The organism is Candidatus Pristimantibacillus lignocellulolyticus (assembly GCA_023639215.1).
Lineage (GTDB): Bacteria > Bacillota > Bacilli > Paenibacillales > Paenibacillaceae > Pristimantibacillus > Pristimantibacillus lignocellulolyticus.
Genome location: CP097899.1, coordinates 1,985,001 through 2,003,956 on the forward strand (window position 1 = coordinate 1,985,001; position 18,956 = coordinate 2,003,956).

At 40.4% G+C, this 18,956-nt stretch carries 8 protein-coding genes, 9 tRNA genes and 2 rRNA genes (1 of these 19 only partly in view); all 19 read left to right on the plus strand.

Going from position 1 to position 18,956, the window contains the following annotated elements:
- A 5S ribosomal RNA gene (gene rrf / locus NAG76_08405) occupies nt 1-18 on the plus strand (it extends 99 nt beyond the left edge of the window).
- Nucleotides 19-321: 303 nt separating this feature from the next.
- Nucleotides 322-3,253: ribosomal RNA gene (locus NAG76_08410) — 23S ribosomal RNA — on the plus strand.
- 141 nt (nt 3,254-3,394) lie between these two features.
- A tRNA-Asn gene (locus NAG76_08415) sits at nt 3,395-3,470 on the plus strand.
- A gap of 1 nt (nt 3,471) precedes the next feature.
- Nucleotides 3,472-3,547, plus strand: a tRNA-Thr gene (locus NAG76_08420).
- Between the two features lie 38 nt (nt 3,548-3,585).
- Nucleotides 3,586-3,660 (plus strand) — tRNA-Glu (locus tag NAG76_08425).
- A 4-nt stretch (nt 3,661-3,664) separates the two neighbouring features.
- Nucleotides 3,665-3,740: transfer RNA gene (locus NAG76_08430), tRNA-Val, on the plus strand.
- Nucleotides 3,741-3,746: 6 nt separating this feature from the next.
- Nucleotides 3,747-3,820: transfer RNA gene (locus tag NAG76_08435), tRNA-Gln, on the plus strand.
- A gap of 18 nt (nt 3,821-3,838) precedes the next feature.
- A tRNA-Lys gene (locus NAG76_08440) sits at nt 3,839-3,914 on the plus strand.
- Between the two features lie 13 nt (nt 3,915-3,927).
- Nucleotides 3,928-4,010: transfer RNA gene (locus NAG76_08445), tRNA-Leu, on the plus strand.
- A 713-nt stretch (nt 4,011-4,723) separates the two neighbouring features.
- Nucleotides 4,724-4,806, plus strand: a tRNA-Leu gene (locus tag NAG76_08450).
- 44 nt (nt 4,807-4,850) lie between these two features.
- Nucleotides 4,851-4,933 (plus strand) — tRNA-Leu (locus NAG76_08455).
- A 301-nt stretch (nt 4,934-5,234) separates the two neighbouring features.
- Entirely contained in the window at nt 5,235-6,680 is a 1,446-nt protein-coding gene (locus NAG76_08460) for a DEAD/DEAH box helicase (GenBank protein ID URN96232.1), read from the plus strand.
- Nucleotides 6,681-6,910: 230 nt separating this feature from the next.
- Nucleotides 6,911-7,477 (plus strand): FAD-dependent oxidoreductase, encoded by a 567-nt coding sequence (locus NAG76_08465; protein ID URN96233.1) that lies wholly within the window; start codon nt 6,911-6,913, stop codon nt 7,475-7,477.
- Nucleotides 7,478-7,699: 222 nt separating this feature from the next.
- Complete coding sequence (locus NAG76_08470) at nt 7,700-8,641, plus strand: ABC transporter permease subunit (GenBank protein ID URN96234.1); 942 nt, start codon at nt 7,700-7,702, stop codon at nt 8,639-8,641.
- 33 nt (nt 8,642-8,674) lie between these two features.
- Nucleotides 8,675-9,562 (plus strand): carbohydrate ABC transporter permease, encoded by an 888-nt coding sequence (locus NAG76_08475; GenBank protein ID URN96235.1) that lies wholly within the window; start codon nt 8,675-8,677, stop codon nt 9,560-9,562.
- A gap of 102 nt (nt 9,563-9,664) precedes the next feature.
- The gene (locus tag NAG76_08480) at nt 9,665-11,227 is read left to right on the plus strand and encodes a helix-turn-helix domain-containing protein (protein ID URN96236.1); all 1,563 of its coding nucleotides are present in this window, start codon (nt 9,665-9,667) and stop codon (nt 11,225-11,227) included.
- A 1-nt stretch (nt 11,228) separates the two neighbouring features.
- The gene (locus tag NAG76_08485; protein ID URN96237.1) at nt 11,229-12,950 is read left to right on the plus strand and encodes a sensor histidine kinase; all 1,722 of its coding nucleotides are present in this window, start codon (nt 11,229-11,231) and stop codon (nt 12,948-12,950) included.
- A gap of 100 nt (nt 12,951-13,050) precedes the next feature.
- Nucleotides 13,051-14,760 carry an extracellular solute-binding protein gene (locus NAG76_08490; protein ID URN96238.1) on the plus strand — a complete coding sequence of 570 codons (1,710 nt, stop codon included), beginning with the start codon at nt 13,051-13,053 and terminating at the stop codon, nt 14,758-14,760.
- A 100-nt stretch (nt 14,761-14,860) separates the two neighbouring features.
- Nucleotides 14,861-18,934 (plus strand): discoidin domain-containing protein, encoded by a 4,074-nt coding sequence (locus tag NAG76_08495; protein URN96239.1) that lies wholly within the window; start codon nt 14,861-14,863, stop codon nt 18,932-18,934.
- Nucleotides 18,935-18,956 lie beyond the last annotated feature (22 nt).

An 18,956-nucleotide genomic window follows, 5' to 3' on the forward strand; every position in this document is an offset into this window, starting at 1 on the left:
AGTAGGACGTCGCCAAGCGGTATTCACAAAATACCTGTTGCATAATTTGTCGAATGTTGATATAATCAAAACTCGTCAGCGCAACAAAGACGATTTTTCTCTATGAAATGAGACATATTTCTTCGGAAGTATGATCATCATAAAGAAGAATGTTTGTTCCTTGAAAACTGGATAAGAAAGTAATGAAACATCCAAAGCGAATGAAAGTGAAACACGCGAATTTACATTCAAATGTTTTACTCAATAGCGAATATTTTTTTCATCGACGACCTTGTTCCACAAGAACACTTGAGGAGATGAAAAACAATATGAGCGCAACTAGGTTAAGCTAGTAAGAGCGCACGGAGGATGCCTAGGCACTAGGAGCCGAAGAAGGACGTGGCGAACAACGATACTGCCTCGGGGAGCTGTAAGCAAGCTTTGATCCGGGGATTTCCGAATGGGGAAACCCAGCAGTCGTAATGGACTGTTACTTCTAACTGAATACATAGGTTAGATAGAGGCATACCAGGGGAACTGAAACATCTAAGTACCCTGAGGAAGAGAAAACAAAAGTGATTCCGTCAGTAGCGGCGAGCGAACGCGGATTAGCCCAAACCAAAGAGCTTGCTCTTTGGGGTTGTAGGACAGTTCACATGGAGTTACAAAGGTGTAGGTTAGGCGAAGAGGTCTGGAAAGGCCCGCTAGAAGAGGTAAAAGCCCTGTAGCCAAAAGTCGACACTCTCCGAACTGTATCCTGAGTACGGCGGGACACGTGAAACCCCGTCGGAATCCGGCAGGACCATCTGCCAAGGCTAAATACTCCCTAGTGACCGATAGTGAAGCAGTACCGTGAGGGAAAGGTGAAAAGCACCGCGGAAGCGGAGTGAAAAAGAACCTGAAACCGTGCGCTTACAAAAAGTCAGAGCCCTATTTATGGGTGATGGCGTGCCTTTTGTAGAATGAACCGGCGAGTTACGATTACGTGCAAGGTTAAGTTGGAAAGACGGAGCCGCAGCGAAAGCGAGTCTGAATAGGGCGAATAAGTACGTAGTCGTAGACCCGAAACCGTGTGATCTACCCCTGTCCAGGGTGAAGGTGCGGTAACACGCACTGGAGGCCCGAACCCACGCACGTTGAAAAGTGCGGGGATGAGGTGGGGGTAGCGGAGAAATTCCAATCGAACTCGGAGATAGCTGGTTCTCCCCGAAATAGCTTTAGGGCTAGCCTCGGATTAGAGTGTCGTGGAGGTAGAGCACTGATTGGGTGCGGGGCCCGCCAAGGGTTACCAAGTCTAGTCAAACTCCGAATGCCACAGACATGTTATCCGGGAGTCAGACAGTGAGTGCTAAGATCCATTGTCAAGAGGGAAACAGCCCAGATCATCAGCTAAGGTCCCCAAGTGTGTGTTAAGTGGGAAAGGATGTGGAGTTGCACAGACAACCAGGATGTTGGCTTAGAAGCAGCCACCATTTAAAGAGTGCGTAATAGCTCACTGGTCGAGTGACTCTGCGCCGAAAATGTAACGGGGCTAAACACACCACCGAAGCTATGGCATGTACCTTAATGGTACTTGGGTAGGGGAGCGTTGAATATAGGTTGAAGTCAGACCGTAAGGACTGGTGGACAGTATTCAAGTGAGAATGCCGGTATGAGTAACGAAAAGACAAGTGAGAATCTTGTCCGCCGTAAGCCTAAGGGTTCCTGAGGAAGGCTCGTCCTCTCAGGGTAAGTCGGGACCTAACGCGAGGCCGAAAGGCGTAGTGGAAGGACAACAGGTTGAAATTCCTGTACCACCGAAAACCGTTTGAGCAATGGGGTGACACAGAAGGGTAGTGACGCGGACTGATGGAATAGTCCGTCTAAGTAGTGAGGCTTGTCGATAGGAAAATCCGTCGGCTATAAGGCTGGGCTGCGATGGGGAGCGAAAATTATAGTAGCGAAGGTCATGAGCTCCGGCTGTCAAGAAAAGCCTCTAGTTAGGTATAGGTGCCCGTACCGCAAACCGACACAGGTAGGCGAGCAGAGCATGCTAAGGCGCGCGGAAGAACTCTCGTTAAGGAACTCGGCAAAATGACCCCGTAACTTAGGGAGAAGGGGTGCCCCGGTAGGGTTAATAGCCCGAGGGGGCCGCAGTGAAAAGGCCCAATCGACTGTTTAGCAAAAACACAGGTCTGTGCGAAGTCGTAAGACGAAGTATACGGGCTGACGCCTGCCCGGTGCTGGAAGGTTAAGGGGAGTGGTTAGGGGTAACCCGAAGCTATGAACCGAAGCCCCAGTAAACGGCGGCCGTAACTATAACGGTCCTAAGGTAGCGAAATTCCTTGTCAGGTAAATTCTGACCCGCACGAATGGCGTAACGAATTGGGCGCTGTCTCAACGAGAGATCCGGTGAAATTTTAATACCTGTGAAGATGCAGGTTACCCGCGACAAGACGGAAAGACCCCATGGAGCTTTACTGCAACTTGATATTGAACTTTGGTACGATCTGTACAGGATAGGTGGGAGCCTTTGAGTCATGAGCGCCAGCTTGTGAGGAGGCGACGTTGGGATACCACCCTGATCGTATCGGAGTTCTAACCTGCTACCCTGAATCGGGTAGAGGGACCGTGTCAGGTGGGCAGTTTGACTGGGGCGGTCGCCTCCTAAAGAGTAACGGAGGCGCCCAAAGGTTCCCTCAGAATGGTTGGAAATCATTCGAAGAGTGCAAAGGCAAAAGGGAGCTTGACTGCGAGACCTACAAGTCGAGCAGGGACGAAAGTCGGGCTTAGTGATCCGGTGGTACCGCATGGAAGGGCCATCGCTCAACGGATAAAAGCTACCCTGGGGATAACAGGCTTATCTCCCCCAAGAGTCCACATCGACGGGGAGGTTTGGCACCTCGATGTCGGCTCATCGCATCCTGGGGCTGAAGTAGGTCCCAAGGGTTGGGCTGTTCGCCCATTAAAGCGGTACGCGAGCTGGGTTCAGAACGTCGTGAGACAGTTCGGTCCCTATCTGTCGCGGGCGCAGGAAATTTGAGAAGAGCTGTCCTTAGTACGAGAGGACCGGGATGGACGTACCGCTGGTGTACCAGTTGTTTCGCCAGAAGCATAGCTGGGTAGCTAAGTACGGACGGGATAAACGCTGAAAGCATCTAAGCGTGAAGCCCCCTTCAAGATGAGATTTCCCAATTAGTAAGACCCCTTGAAGACGACGAGGTTGATAGGTTCGGGGTGTAAGTGTAGCAATACATGTAGCTGACGAATACTAATCGGTCGAGGGCTTATCCTAACCATCTTTTCAAGCGTAAGCAAGAAAAGTACATTGATACAAGCATCACTTTGGAGTTTTGCCTTTCATATCCAGTTTTCAAGGTGCAAGCCTTGATGCTATGCCTTTGATCTTAATTGATCTAGGATTATTGGTTAACGTTCCCTGATAGCTCAGTTGGTAGAGCACTCGACTGTTAATCGAGTTGTCACAGGTTCGAGTCCTGTTCGGGGAGCCATGCTCTCATAGCTCAGTAGGTAGAGTGCATCCATGGTAAGGATGAGGTCACCGGTTCGATTCCGGTTGAGAGCTCCACAACCAGATGTACACTCAAGTAGGACAAGTTATTGCAAGGCCCGTTGGTCAAGTGGTTAAGACACCTCCCTTTCACGGAGGTAACAGGGGTTCGAGTCCCCTACGGGTCACCATTATGGAGGATTAGCTCAGCTGGGAGAGCATCTGCCTTACAAGCAGAGGGTCGGCGGTTCGATCCCGTCATCCTCCACCATAATAATGGGGATTAGCCAAGTGGTAAGGCAACGGACTTTGACTCCGTCATCACAGGTTCGAATCCTGTATCCCCAGCCAGTATTACTCTCTTAATGAGAGCCATTAGCTCAGTTGGTAGAGCACCTGACTTTTAATCAGGGTGTCGAAGGTTCGAGTCCTTCATGGCTCACCAGTTTATTATTTGTGCGCGTGTGGCGGAATTGGCAGACGCACTAGACTTAGGATCTAGCGGGCGACCGTGGGGGTTCAAGTCCCTCCACGCGCACCAACCACGAAATTCACCACCAGATCTTATCTGGTGGTTTTTTTGTGTCTATCATTATTATATGTTGTGTGATGTATGATTTTCGTATTGTTGTGAAGTTGAATAACTAATTGGATCAATAGATAAATTGCTAAGAGATCATATAAATGGGGATAATGATTGATGTTTGCCAGAAGAGAGTAAAGCATAGTGTAAAGTAACTAACTAAGGTAAAATTTCAAAATAAACCATAAAAATGATGTCTAAACGATCCAAAAGGATGAAAAAGCAGCATTGGACCATAAAAATGATGTCTAAACGAGCCAAAAGGAAGAAAAAGTAGCACTGGACCATAAAAATGGTGTCTAAATGAGCTAATACGAAGAAAAAACAGCATTGGACCATAAAAATGGTGTCTAAATGAGCTAATACGAAGAAAAAACAGCACTGGACCATAAAAATGATGTCTAAACGATCTAAAAGGATGAAAAAGCAGCATTGGACAATAAAAATGGTCTAAACGAGTCAATAGAAGGATAATATCACACTAGTCCACAACAATGTTGTACATATGACTTTACTATGTAGAACACCTACACTCAAGAGCAGGAATAACGTAATAGTTACTGTACATATTAGTCTAAAAATATATAAGAAAATCATTCAAAAAAATTTCTTAGCAATGTTGACATTTAATAAATTATGCTGTAAAGTATTAAGGGTAGTCGATTTGATGTGCGCGTGTGGCGGAATTGGCAGACGCACTAGACTTAGGATCTAGCGGGCGACCGTGGGGGTTCAAGTCCCTCCACGCGCACCATATAACTCTTGTTATACATAATCAAATCATAGGACTTACAATGTGCGCGTGTGGCGGAATTGGCAGACGCACTAGACTTAGGATCTAGCGGGCGACCGTGGGGGTTCAAGTCCCTCCACGCGCACCAACCACGAACTTCAACCATTAGGGATAACCTAGTGGTTTTTTTGTATCTATTCATGTAATATTTCCTTATTACTTGTTCGATTATGCTTATTGATGTGATCGAATGATAATCAAGTCATTCAAATTGAATCCGTATAATTAGAGTTTAGTGACAGAAATATGGTCATCTATAATATCGTTTCTTCCACCAAAATCAGCTATTTTTTACAACTTCCTATATTTACACTTCACATTTTTCCTACTATTGTGTTATTCTTATTTGTTACCTGATTCATATATGGATGGTAGACTAAGGAGATAACATGACATTTAATGATTTGAATATTGCACCCGAGATTTTAAAAGGGTTAAGTAAAGAGAACTATACTACCCCGACACCTATACAAGAGCAGGCGATCCCAGCTGTGTTAGCAGGTAGAGATTTGCTTGGCTGTGCTCAGACTGGAACAGGGAAGACGGCAGCATTTGCAGTGCCAATTATCCAATTGCTAAGCAATCGGAAAAGCAATAGCAATACCGGACGTCGTATTCGCTCGTTGATTTTGACACCGACAAGAGAACTTGCTATTCAGATTTCTGATAATATTAAAGCTTATAGTCTTTATACAGATGTACTATGTACCGCTATCGTTGGTGGTGTTTCACAAAAAGTGCAAGAGCGTGCACTAAATCATGGTGCCGATATAATTATTGCCACACCAGGGAGACTTATCGATCTAATTACGCAAAAACGTGTTGATTTACAATATGTCGAAATATTAGTGCTTGATGAAGCAGATAGAATGCTCGATATGGGTTTTATAAAAGATGTGAAAAGCATCATTGCTAAAATGCCGAGCAAAAGACAAACATTGTTCTTCTCAGCAACGATGCCACCGGAAATCTCTAAAATGGTTAAATCGATACTTGTTAATCCGGTGAAAGTAGAAATTACACCAGTATCTTCTACAGCGGATAGAATCGAGCAATCTATTTATTTGATGGAAAGTGGGAAGAAACAACATCAGTTGAATGATTTGTTACAAGATGAATCTATTGTTTCGGCATTGGTGTTTACCCGTACGAAGCGCGGAGCCGATCGGGTTACGAAAGAACTGAATAAAGTGAAAATTTCTGCTCAGGCTATTCATGGTAATAAATCGCAAAATGATCGACAAAATGCATTAAATAATTTTAAAAGTGGTGCAACGCGAGTGTTGGTAGCTACGGATATTGCAGCGAGAGGAATTGATGTGGAAGAACTTTCACACGTGATCAACTTCAATCTGCCTAATATTCCAGAAACCTACGTTCATCGAATTGGTCGTACCGGAAGGGCGGGACAGAGCGGAACTGCTATTTCATTCTGTGATATTGACGAAATTCCATATCTGAAGGATATTGAGAAGTTAATTGGCAAGTCTATCCCAGAAGTAAAAGATCATGCTTATCCAATGAAGCGTACACCACAGCAATTAAATACAGAAGCGGTCGTTCAACCTGTCAAAGCCAAGTCAAACGCGGCACGAAAGTACAAGTCAGAGACAAACCCTGCACGAAATCCAAAGCCCGAGGTAAGCTCAACGCGGAAACCTAAATCCGAGGTGAACAAGACTGGAAAGCCAAAGTTTGGGACAAACTCTGCGCGGAAACCTAAGTCAGAGACAAGCTCGCCATGGAAACCTAAATCTGAGACGAGCTCAACTGGAAGACCTAAGTTTGGGACTAAAGCGGCAGGAAAATCTAAATCTCCATGGGTTAAAAAGTAAAGCAAGACAAGCGGAGACCATAAGGTTTAGGAAGCATAACCAATTCAGATACCTCCACTGTGTAAAGCAGTGGAGGCTTTTTTATACGAGTTTTCATGCGAAATGAACGATAAGATACGTTAAGGTCATAAGAAGCTTGGTATATTGGATTATTTTTGTAATAAACTTAAAACTTCGATACAATAGAGTAAGGCATAGCCTGAATTATAATTGAGGGAGAGTGCTTGAATATGTATGAAGTTGCAATAATCGGAGCTGGTCCAGCAGGAGCTAGTGCAGCATTATTTACTGCAAAAGCGGGTAAGAAAACGATTGTTCTTGATAGTGATAAAGGTATGACAAAACGCGCTTGGTTCGAAAACTTTTATGGAGTTATGGAGATCTCAGGTCCAGATCTTGTTGAAACTGGGATTAAGCAATTTCAGAAATTTGGTGCAGAATACAAGGAAGATACAGTCGTTTCGATCGAGAAGACTGCTAGTGGAGTAGCATTAACTACTGCGAGTGGTGATAGTATCGAAGCTAAACATCTTATTATTGCATCTGGAATCCATACTGATCTAGCGGAGCAATTAAGTATCGCTACAAAACCAGGTACAGAGCCTCGCATTAAAACTATTTTTGATGTTAATGCACAAGGTAAAACAAACGTTGAAAGTGTATGGGCAGCTGGTACATGTACAGGAGTAAGTGTCCATGCGATTATAACTGCTGGTGACGGAGCAAAAGTTGCTATCAATGTTATTAGTGAGCTGAATGGCGAGCGTTACGTTGATCATGATATGATGAAAGCCTAATGATTACAATATGTCAAAGCATAATGATTATACGATAGAATAATAGAAGAAGAGGGATTGTCTCGATGGAGATAATCCCTCTTTTTATTGCGTTTAAAAAGGCGTGTAAATTCCTTATCGTTGATTTAGTACATATATCGTTATTTACTGTTCTAGAATGGTAGCATTAAAAACTTTAACATATAAGGTATACAAATACTCGAAACGAGATGGTGATATTACATGAACAAATCATTAAAGCCGTTATCGGTCTGGCAAAAGTTTATCAAACAGTGGGACTATCAATTAATGATTTTACCCGCAATTCTTTTCTTGTTAATTTTCAGTTACGGCCCAATGTGGGGAGTACTAATGGCATTTCAGGATTACAACATTTTCAAAGGTTTTTCAGCAAGTGAATGGGTTGGATTCAAACACTTTGATATGTTTTTCAACTCTCCTGAATTTTGGCGCATTATGAGAAATACATTTGTAATTAGCTTTTTGAAGTTACTAGTCGGTTTCCCAGCACCAATTATTTTGGCTTTAATGCTTAATGAAATAGGAAATGTAGCATTTAAGAAAATAGTACAGACGATTACGTACATTCCTCACTTTATGTCATGGGTTGTTGTATCGGGCTTAGTATTCTCTATGCTAGCAGTAGACAATGGACCAGTTAATGATATCCTTCTTCAATTTAATTTAATTAAAGAGCCAATTAGTTGGTTATCCATTCCTGAATACTTCTGGCAAATTATAGTTGGAACAAATGTATGGAAAGAAATTGGTTTTGGATCGATTGTATATTTAGCTGCAATTATTGGTATTGATCCCGCATTATACGAAGCATCAGCAATTGATGGAGCAAGCAGAGTGAAGCAAATATTCACGATTACTTTACCAAGTATTGCACCAGTTATTATGATCTTCCTAATTCTTGGAGTAGGTAATACATTGAATGCAGGGTTTGACGATATTATGATGTTAACCCGTAATTTGAATAATGGGGTACTCATGCCAGTGGCAGAAGTAATAGATACCTATGTCTATCAGATGGGGATAATGAATCAACGATATTCTTATGCAACAGCGGCAGGATTATTTAAATCAATATTAAGTGTGACATTACTTGTACTTGCTAATTCACTAGCTCGTCGCTTTAATCAAGAAAGTCTATGGTAGTGAAATGAAGATAACGAACAAGGAGTGGCACAAATGAGATTATCAGCATCTGATAAAGTTGTACGAACAATAATCTATATTTTATTAGCGATCTTAACTTTCATAACATTTTATCCATTTTGGAATTCTTTCGTCATCTCGATCAACACTGGTTCAGATACTGCACTAGGGGGCCTTACTTTTTGGCCACGAGACTTTACATTAGAAAACTATAAAGTTGTATTCCAAGAAAAAAATATTTACAATGCGTATTTAATTACGATCTTAAGAACGGTTTTAGGTACTTTATTATCAATGTTCTTTACGGCACTATTCGCATATGGTCTATCTAAAAAAGGGATAGTATTCAAACGTTTCTATACGTTATTTGCTATCTTTACAATGTTCTTTAATGGTGGGTTAATTCCATACTTTATCATCGTATATTCATTGAATCTGTATAATACTTTCCTATTCCTATTGTTACACGGAATGATTAGCGTATATAATATGATAATATTCCGAACATTCTTCAGTCAATTACCTGATGGATTGGAAGAATCGGCAAGAATTGATGGTTGTTCTAATTTTGGAGTCTTTTTCAAAATTGTACTTCCGGTATCTGGTCCGGTTATAGCAACTTTGTCGTTGTTCACGGCAGTAACACTTTGGAATGATTGGTTTATTCCGGCAGTATTTATCCAGAATCAGACCTTAATTCCGTTACAAACATTACTCGTACAAATAATTAATGCGGGTACTACAGCTTCGCTAATGACTAATTTGAATAGTTATGCTCAATCTGCATTAGCTAATACGGTAACTGTTAAGGCGTTACAGATGGCTACGATGATGGTAGCGACATTACCGATTATATGTATTTATCCATTCCTACAACGCTACTTCGTTAAAGGGGTATTAATAGGATCTCTAAAAGAATAGTAAATTGCAGCATCTCATTATAATATATGTGACTGCTAAGACAAGAGGTTATACAGACAATGTATAACCTCTCTTTGACATCATGCTACTAGGAGGAATTCTATGTATAAAGCAGTTGTAGTTGATGATGAACGATTTGATCTAGAAGGTCTACGTCAGTTAATACCATGGGAAAAATTAAATATAGAAGTCGTGTGCTGGGAGAATCGTCCGCTCGTTGCTCTGCAATATATTGAGGAGCATAGTATTGATATCTTGATTACAGACATTAAGATGCCAGTATTAAGTGGTTTGGAACTTGCAAAACGTGCGCAAGACTTGAATCCACAGTTAAAAAAGTGTTTTATTAGCGGATATCAAGATTTTCAATTTGCTAAGCAAGCATTAGATTTGAAGGCCGATGGCTATGTGTTAAAGCCGGTAGATGACAATGAACTAATTGCAGTTATTGAGAATATTGTTAATCAACTGACAGAGGAACGTAATCAACAAGAGATTATGGCAGAAACTTTAGTGTGGCGTAGGCAGGATAGTGTATCTCAATTACTCCAAGGTCAAACTTCACGACTATGGACAGAGTCGCTTGCCAAGCAACTAGGTTATCACTATAGATGCAATGGCATGGCGGTCGTTATTATAGAGATTGATAGAGGCATTATTTCAATAGGAGAAAGCGAAAGAAGTTTAAAGCTTTTAACAGAACAATGCATGATCTTTCTAGAACAATTATTCCATCAAAATAACTATACTTTATGGTGTAAATTATCAAGTCATCGCTTAGGATTAATTATTCCATATAGCAATGATCTAGTAATAGAACTTACCAAAATAGTAGAATTAACAGCAGCTATGCAAAAAGTTACGATCACTGCAGGCTTCGGTGATCAAGTGAGTGATGAATTTACAGTAAAACAAGCATTCGAGCAAGCTCAGGAATGCATTCATTATAAAATGTTTCTTGGCAAAAATAGAGTGATTGCACCATCAATGTTGTTGCCAAGAGATGACCAACAAACAAAAGATATTCAACCGATACTAGATCGAATGTTCCAAGCCACAATAAAGTATCAGCTAGTCAATATTTATGATTGTATTGATGAGTTATTTACTGTGGTTCAATATGCTGATCATCCACAAAAAGTTTATTATTTTGCTACTCATATTGCACTAAAATTGCAAAATGATCTAGCACAAATGAATGAAAGTTTTCAAAGTTTACTTGGTTGGGAAAGTAATAACTTGGAGAGAATTGCACAATTTGAAACGATATACGATATACAAAAATGGCTAAGAAGTACATTGTTTGAAATATCAGAAACGTTATATATGCGCAAACAGAAAAGAAATTATAAATTATTCGAAGAGATTATTGTTTATATCGAAGAACGTCTTTCAGGCGAAATTACGTTGCGAGAAGTTGCGAACTATTTTGCCTATTCGCCTAATCATCTTGGTCATCTATTTAAGGAAACGATGGGCTCAACGTTTAATGAATATGTACTTATGCGCCGTATGGAAGTAGCAAAAGAGCTGCTTCGCAATCATAAATTAAAAGTATATGAAGTAGCAGATCAGATCGGTTACAAAAGTCTAACCCATTTTAGTAGAACATTTCGTGAGGCAATTGGGATGACGCCAGGCGAATTTAGAAAGAAGAGCGGATAATATGTATAGATCTGGAAAGCGATATATACCACTTCGGACGAAGCTTCTTGCTTCATATATTTTGCTAATTCTTTTTCCTATTATCATTATTGGTAGTTATACCTACTATAAGACAGCGAGCTCTGCTGAGCAGGAGATGCGCAACAATTTAGCGGTTGCGCTTACACAATATAGAACACAAGTCGATTTTAGAGTGAATGATATTATTCGTAGTTCCGATGCTATATTCGAGGATCAAGTGCTGTCGCGAAATTTATCAGGGTATTATCTGGGCGGGGAACGACATCGGATTATGACGCAATATATATTACCGAAAATGGAATCGGCTGTTTTACTTCCTAACACCGAAGTTATGATCAGTCTATATTTAGATAAACCAACCATAGGAGAGTTTTACTATGAGGAGCGTGAAGAGGATTTACGAGATGGTAGTAGAGTATATGGCATCATGTATTCGTCTCGGATTAAAGACCAGGAATGGTATAAGAATTTAAACCTTATGTATGATGAGAAGTTGTGGGAGCAAGTCGGTGTGGACAAGCAGTACGATAATATATCGTTATTACGTAATCTGATCGACTATGAAATCCTGAAAAAAATTGGAATAATAAAGATAACTGTGAAAATGCGTGATGTATTTGAAGATTTTGATCTTAGTAATTTGGGAGAAGGAACAAAACTAATCGTTGTTGATCATAATCAACAATACTTATATTCAAGTGATATGAGCGAAGAGGAGTATGATCCTAGTCTTTTACAATCTTCCGAGCAATATTTACAGATGACAGAAGATATTGATAGTGTACCCTTTCAACTTATTGCACTCGTACCGAAAAAGTCGTTAAGGGAAGGCTCATTACAAGTTCGAAATATTACGATCCTAATCTGTTTCATTTCGTTACTGGTTGCTGTTCTTATTAGTTTTATCATTTCTAAATTTTTCACACTTCGTTTTTCAAAACTAGTATATTCATTGCAAGCATTCACGGAAGGCGACTTTAACAAGCGAATATATTACAGAGGTCAAGATGAGTTCGGTCAAATATCAGATGCTTTTAATGAAATGGCATCTACTATTCAGAAGCAAATAGATGAACTCTATATTAGTAAACTAGAAACAAAAGAAGCGGAATTACAAATTTTGCATGCGCAAATCAACCCACATTTCCTATACAATACCTTCTCCTCGATTAGTCGAATGGCCAAATTAGGAGAAGTAGACAAATTGAACGAAATGATTCTGAAATTAGCTAAGTTTTATCGTCTAACGCTCAATAAAGGTGAAATGATCATCCCTATCTCTAAGGAAATTGAAATTATTAAAGCATATTTGGATATTCAAAATTTGAAATATGGTGATCGTATAGTCGTTACTTATGAGATCGATGATTTATTATTGGAGCAGGAGACAGTGAAATTTATTCTGCAGCCATTTGTTGAAAATGTGCTAGAGCATGCATGGTATGACGATCAGATTCATATTCGGTTAGCAATTAGTCGTGAAGAAGATCGAATCATTTTAGCAATTGAAGATAATGGACTAGGCATGCCCGAACATACGATTAAAGGAATTATCGGAACGAGTGAGTCAGCAATTGGCTATGGGATACGGAATGTGGATCAACGGATTAAGCTCCATTATGGAGCAGAGTATGGTGTCTATATTGAAAGTGTAGTAGGGGAAGGAACGGTAATTAAATTAATGATTCCGTATGCTCATTGATTTAGTACACTTTTCGTTGATTGCTATGATTTTTTTGAAAATCAAATCCATCTATACTTTGATTAGTAACAGATAATTGTATAGAGAGGGGTAAAATGATATGAAAAACAAAAGAGTAACAAAATTAACACTGCTAGTCCTTCTTACATTTTCTTTATTACTCGGAGCATGTAGCAATAATAGCGGTGGTAACAAAACAACTCCAACTCCAACACCTCAGAACACACAAAATGCAAATAATACAGGAGAAGGTGAAGGGCCTGCAACAGCTACTGATCCTAGATCCAAAGTTATTCCAGTAACATTCTCGCAATTTGTTAACTATGATTGGTATACAGCTCCAACTTGGGAAGAGCGTCCACACGGTGCTTGGATTACAGAAAATCTTCAAGTAACAATGGTTCCAGAGCAATCAAATGGAGCGGCAGCACAAAAGCTTAACGGTATGATTGTATCTAATACTCTACCTGATACTATCGTTCTTGATAAAGGTAAAGATGTAGAACGTCTTGTAAGCGCTGGTAAATTAGTTGCACTTGATCCTTACTTAGAAAAATATCCAGAGTTTGTAGAAACAATTGGAGTAGAAACATTGAACATGCTACGTAGTGAAGATGGAAAACTTTATCAAATTCCTAACTGGTATATCAGTGGTGACAATGGTAACGGTAATGCAGCATATCTTGTTAACAAAAAGATTTATAAAGAGTTAGGTTCTCCTAGTCTTGCTACTTGGACTGAGCTAGAAGCTTACTTGAAACTTGTTAAAGAAAAATATCCTGATGTAGTACCTCTTGATGCGGGTGAAGTTCGTGATGGAGCAGAATTACAATTGCTAGGAATGCTTTATAGTGGTGCAGCTGACGGTAATACACCAACATTTATTTCTCCAGGTGCTGGTAGTGTATTCGGTGTTCCACAAGGTGATCAACTCGTCTCAATCTATGAAGATAAAGGATTTGCAGATGCAGTATTGTACTTAAATCGCTTATTCCGTCAAAACCTAGTTACACAAGATTTGTTCACTCAAACACGTGATCAAATTAACGAGAAACTAAGAGCTGGTAAAGTTGCTGTATTTGCAGCTTATGATTCTGTAGTTGAAGGCATTGGTCGTGAAGCGAACAATATGCTTAAAGCAACTGATCCAGAGGCTGGTTATGAAGTAATCTGGCCTGTACACCAAGAAGGCGTAGATAAAAATAAAGTGTATCCTTCTGGATATAACACTTTAGGTTGGAATGTTAACGTAATTACTACAAATGCAAAAGATCCAGAAGCAATCTTCTCATTCATGAACTGGGCTACTAGTGAAGAAGGACAACGTATTATCTTCTTCGGACCAGAAGGTTTATTCTATGATTCAGTAGAAGATGGCGTGCCAATTCCGAACGATGCTTACATTAATCGTGATCCTAAGAAATATGATGAGCTGAAAATCGGTGAGTTCAACTGGTATGGTAATACAAGTTATATTGACGTAGTTAAAGGTAAACGTGAAAAACTATTACCTGAAGAAGCACAAGATTGGACAACAATTGCTCAAACAACGGTATCTTTCTTAACGTCCCTTAATATTACGGAGTATTCTAACTTAGATCCACTTCCTGATTCTGAAGAAGGTATTATTCTTCAACGTTTGAAAGATTACTATAAGCAAGCAATTCCACAAATGATCTATGCCAAATCTGATGAAGAAGTAACAGCGTTGCTGAAAAAAGCAGCAGAAGAAACAAAAGGACTTGGTTATCAGACAGTACTAGATTGGAAAACAGCTAAATGGCAAGAAAATCGTAACCTGATGAAATAAGAATTAATAGATTATCCCCTCTTGATTGCAGTTAGGAACAAGATATGCGTAAGCTAATCTTCCTGATCGTTAAGAGGGGATTTTATTAAGGAGAGATAATATGAGAATGGTCAAAGTGTTAGATCTAAAGAAGAAGACGATATTTGTGTATGGATTAATCGTTGCTCTAGTCGTAGGTTTATTTGGTCCTGTTCCTATCTCAAAGGCTAATGGAACGTCGTCATTACTTTCTATGAACCGTAGCGCATATGCTTCATCTACTGAAGGAGGTCTTTCTCCACAGTTAGCAGTAGATGGTAATTTAAACTCAAGGTGGTCTAGTAGTTGGGGAGTAGATCCACAATGGATTTATATTGATCTAGGAGCAGCAGCTACGATTGACCGTGTAGCATTGCATTGGGAAAATTCATATGCGACTGCTTATCAAATTCAAGTTTCCAATGATGAATATAGTTGGACTACAATATATGCCACAGAAGATGGTGATGGTGGTATAGACGATATTACACTATCGGGTCAAGGACGTTATGTGCGTATGCTTGGGTTAGAAAGAAATATGCAAGCTTATGGCTATTCTTTATTTGAATTCTCTATTTATGGTACGGGAGGAATTAGTGAGCCAATTAGAGAGTTAGGGCCGAATCTAGCATTAAATGCACCTGCATTTTCTTCTTCTGTAGAAGAGGCTTGGTATATTCCAATTGGTAGCGTGAATCCGAATAAAGTAGTGGACGGTGATCCGAATACACGTTGGGGATCTATTCATGAAGATAAAGAATGGATTTATGTAGATTTGGGTTCAATTAAGCAAATAGGTACGGTGATATTGAACTGGGAGGCTGCCGGTGGCCGCGCGTATGATCTTCAAGTTTCGAATGATGCGAACAATTGGACAACGGTCTACCGTGAGCAACGTGGCAATGGAAGTATAGATGAAGTGCCGCTTTATGTAAGCGCTCGCTATATTAAAATGCAAGGTATTGCAAGACTAACGAGTTGGGGATATTCACTTCGAGAGTTTGAAGTGTATGAATACCAGGCAGGAAATCCAAAGCCGAGTCATCAAATTGATCCATTACCAACACCGCAAAAAGTAAATCTTGGCGGCGGGAGCTATTTGACGAATCAGATTGAGATGCCTCATCCGAAAATACCAGAATATAAAGATGAGTCAATCACTGGGCCGATTGCTAGTAATGACTGGTGGCAATCACTCCTCATTAGTCCATTCGGAGATGCTATCATAACGTTGCCGCTCAAATCACAGTTTTCTAAGCAAGGACTAGGAGTTCTTAATCCTGGAGCGGGTTGGATTAATCAAGATGGAAGCGCTGTCACAGCAAGTGGAGCACCTGATTTATATGTTATGGCAAATCATATTAATGCTGCAAAGATGTCTAATCGTGTAAGCGGATATAGTGATTTTGCTGTTGATACTGTGCTAAGCGATGATACAACAGATAAATTGAAAATAACTTTTGTGAAAGGTTCTCCTTATTTATATGGAAAAGTTAGCGACGCTAACGCATTAGAAATTTACTCTTCGAATATAACAAAGATCTATGATCAAAATGGGGCAACGATACTACTGCAAGATGGTAATACCGTTGTGACGGATCGAATTGGAATTGAAATAACGAACTACGAAGAGCCAGTGAATAGCGCGGCTGTAAAACGTTATTATGGACTATTTCTACCGGCAGGTAGCACAATCATGAAAGCTGGCGGTAAGCTGAAAATACAGTTAGGTAATAATGATCAATATTTCTCACTTGCGGCGATGCCATCTGAGGGAGACCTTCAAACATTTTACGAACATGGTTATGCACATGTTGTAGACACCAACGTTACATACAGCTATGACGAAGAAACCTCAATTATCGAAACACAATTTAATGCCACTACAGCACTTAGAAGATCGGGATTTACCGATCAAACCCTACTCGCACAATACCCACATCAATGGAAAATTACAACGACACCAATGACTACTCTAAAATATCCCTCTATTCGAGGAGAATTGAAAGTTAGTAAAGGCAATACATTTGTAACAACTGATCGTTTCTATGGCATGGTGCCGCAGTTTACTGAGCCAGTAAATGGAGAATATTCGAGAACGGAGTTAATGAAATATTTAGCGCTGTTAGATCAGGACACTAGTTCTAACTTATTTGCAGCTGATGCTTATTGGCAAGGGAAAAAGCTACATCCACTTGCAATGGGTGTATTGATTGCCGATGAGATTGGGGCAACAAATTATAAACAGATTTTCCTAAGTCGTATGAAAACAATTCTTGAAGATTGGTATACCTATACGGAAGGTGAGCCCGCTAATTTCTTCTACTACGAGGATGAATGGGGAACAGTGTATTACAAATTTAGTGAATTTGGAGCTAACAGCGGAATAACTGATCATCATTTTACGTATGGCTACTATGTATTTGCTTCGGCAGTACTAGCAATGTACGACGAAGAGTTTTATGAAGATTATAAGGATATGGTCGATCTATTAATTCGTGACTATGGTAATCCATCGAGCGAAGATCCTTTATTTCCACGATTCAGAAGTTTTGATCCGTATTCAGGACATTCGTGGGCAGGTGGCTACGCAGATAATGCTAACGGTAACAATCAAGAAGCAGCGGGTGAATCTTTATTTGGTTGGGTAGGTCAATATTTGTGGTCAGTATTGACGGAGAACGATGATTTCCGTGATGCGGCGATCTATGGATTTACAACCGAACTGAAAGCTATTGAACAATATTGGTTCAATTATGATGGCGACAATTGGCATCCAGACTGGAAGCATGGCTCAGTTGGTCAAGTTTATGGTTCATCTTATTTCTTCGGAACCTTCTTTAGTGGCGAACCTGTTCATATTTATGGGATTCACTGGTTACCTACAGCGGAATGGTTAACAAGTTTTGGTTTCGATACGACAAAGTTAGATGGAGTCTATAACAAGTTCGTACAGGATAATGGTGGTATTGAACGAGATTGGCAACATATTGTGTGGCCGTTCCAATCTATTAGTCAACCACAGACTGTGCTAGCAAAATGGAATCCTACTGTCATGCAGCAGAATGAAGTATTTAATGCATACTGGTTCGTTAACAGTATGGCGAGTCTTGGTTCGCGTACGAAAGATATATGGGCAACTGGTGGACATAGTGCAACCGTTTACAAGAAAGGAACGCAATATCGGGCACTTGTATGGAATCCTTCTAGTGAAAGTATAACGGTTACTTTCCGTAATACTGGAGGCGTGACTGGAAGTACGGTAGTGGCTCCTAAGTCACTAATAAAAGTAGATCCTACCGTGATGTTAGCACCTGAACTTGATAACAATGCAGGTTCTGGACCAGAGCAACCATCAACTTCTATTAATCTCGCGCTTCAAAAGACGGTGACCGCATCCTCTACCGAAATACCTTTCAATAGTAATAATGCAGTAGATGGCAATGTAGGAACGCGTTGGGCTTCGCAAGCAGGTGTTGATTCACAATCATTGGTTATCGATCTAGGATCGGTACAATCATTCGATCGAGTGGTAATAGATTGGGAGACTGCCTATGCGAAGAGCTATCAACTGCAAGTATCACAAGATGGGTCGAACTGGAATGATATTCATGCAACGACGACAGGAGATGGTGGGAAAGATGAAATTTCACTTACTGGAACAGGTCGTTATATACGTCTACTAATGACCGAACGTGGTACGATTTTTGGTTACTCACTTTGGGAGATTGAGGTATGGAGTGCCACTGGGGTCACTACACCAGAAAGTGAATTAATTTCTAAGGATGCAGTAGTAACGGTATCTTCTGTAGAAGCTCCTTTCGAGAAGCAGAATATTGTCGATGGAAATAACGGAACGCGCTGGGCATCCGCACCTGGTAACGATGATGAGTGGGCTGTGATTGATTTAGGTCAATCACATCACCTTACAGAGTTAAGCTTGAATTGGGAAGCGGCTTATGGGACTGCATACCGAATCTATACGTCACAAGATGGCTTGAGCTGGAATGAAGTATATTCGACAACGACAGGACTTGGCGGAGTAGAAAAGATTCCGCTAACAACGACAGGCAGATATATCAAATTCCAAGGGGAGTCGCGAGCAACAATATATGGATACTCCTTATGGGAGTTTGAGGTTTACGGATACAAATAATCAAGAATTACATGATGAGCTG